Below are 1460 nucleotides of genomic sequence, written 5' to 3'. Positions count from 1 at the left end.
CTAGACGCTATGGGGTATTGAGCTGGGGCCTCCCGATCGCATAGACCGTGGGTTGCGGGCCGGGTGTGTCTGGCTCGTAGTGCCACATATGTGAGGGAGGCCCCAGTGGTTATCGAGCGTACGAGTGTTGGATTGGATGTGCACGCGCGGAGCGTGGTCGCGGCCGCGATCGACGAAGTCTCGGGCGAGTTGACGCAGCGTCGTCTGGGCGCGAGCGTCGAGGAGGTCGTGGCGTGGGTGACGGGGTTGCCGGGCCCGGTGGCGGCGACGTATGAAGCCGGCCCGACGGGGTTCGGGCTGGCGCGGGCGTTGCGGGCGGCGGGGGTGCGGTGCGAGGTCGCGGCGCCGTCGAAGTTGCAACGCCCGGTCGGGGATCGGGTCAAGACCGACGCGCGGGACGCGGTGCATCTGGCCAGGTTGCTGCGGTTGGGTGAGATCGTGGCGGTGACCGTTCCGACCGTTGAAGCGGAAGCGGCGAGGGATCTGGTGCGGGCGCGGGAGGACGCGCGCGGGGATCTGATGGCGGCCAGGCACCGGGTCAGCAAGCTGCTGCTGCGGCAAGGGATTCAGTACGCGGAGGGGAAGGCGTGGACGGTCGCGCATCTGGCCTGGTTGCGGAGGCAGCGGTTCGAGTTGCCCGGGTTGCAGGTCGCGTTCGATGCCGGCTACGACGCGATGATCGCGACCCTCGACCGGCGGGGCCGGCTCGATGAGGCGATTGCGCAGATGGCTGGGAACAGCGAGTTCACGCCGGTGGTCGACCGGCTCGGCTGCCTGCGTGGAATCTCCACGCTGACCGGGTTCGCCCTGGCCGTCGAGATCGGCGACTGGACCCGGCTCGACGGCCGTCGGATCGGCTCGTATCTCGGGCTCGTTCCCTCCGAGCACTCCTCGGGGGCGTCACGGGCGCTGGGCGGGATCACCAAGACTGGCAACGGGCACGCTCGGCGGCTGCTGATCGAAGCCGCCTGGCACCACCGGCCCACCTACCGGCCCTCGTCCCCGATCATGCGAGCACGGTGGGATCGCGCCGGGGCCGAGGCTCGCGTCCGAGGGCACGCCGGCAATCAGCGTCTCCACCAGCGGTGGCTGGCGTTCCAGGCGCGCGGGAAACGCACCGTCGTGGCCAACGCCGCCATCGCCCGCGAACTGGCCGGCTGGTGCTGGTCTTTGGCTGCGATGACCTAACCGGTCCCGAGGCTTCCGGCCGCGAACAGTGGTGACGGCAGCGTCCCGGGCGACTCGCGACACGCCCTATGAGCGACCCGCACACCGGGTCACGCTCGATCTCTAGACTCGCGTGAACGCCCCGCCGAACACACCGTCATGCGGTAACCAACCCGCGCATATCAGAGTGACAACGCGTCGAACACGACCCGCGCGTCACCACCCACGCGACCGGAACGAGCGGCGTCCCACCGACGGGCGAGGGCGCCGCTCACCCCTGCCCACTTGACAAA

Annotated in this window: 1 protein-coding gene; it reads left to right on the top strand. The window is 69.9% G+C overall.

Annotated features, from left to right (window positions below; all coding sequences use genetic code 11):
- Positions 1 to 105: 105 nt before the first annotated feature.
- A complete protein-coding gene (locus BLQ39_RS15455; RefSeq protein WP_174775316.1) occupies positions 106 to 1188 on the top strand; it encodes an IS110 family RNA-guided transposase in 1083 nt (360 codons plus the stop codon).
- Positions 1189 to 1460 lie beyond the last annotated feature (272 nt).

Origin of the sequence: Cryobacterium psychrotolerans (assembly GCF_900101115.1) — a bacterium.
GTDB classification, from domain to species: Bacteria; Actinomycetota; Actinomycetes; order Actinomycetales; family Microbacteriaceae; genus Cryobacterium; species Cryobacterium psychrotolerans.
Note: the sequence above shows the minus strand (reverse complement) of the source record. Positions and strands in the feature narration are given on the sequence as shown.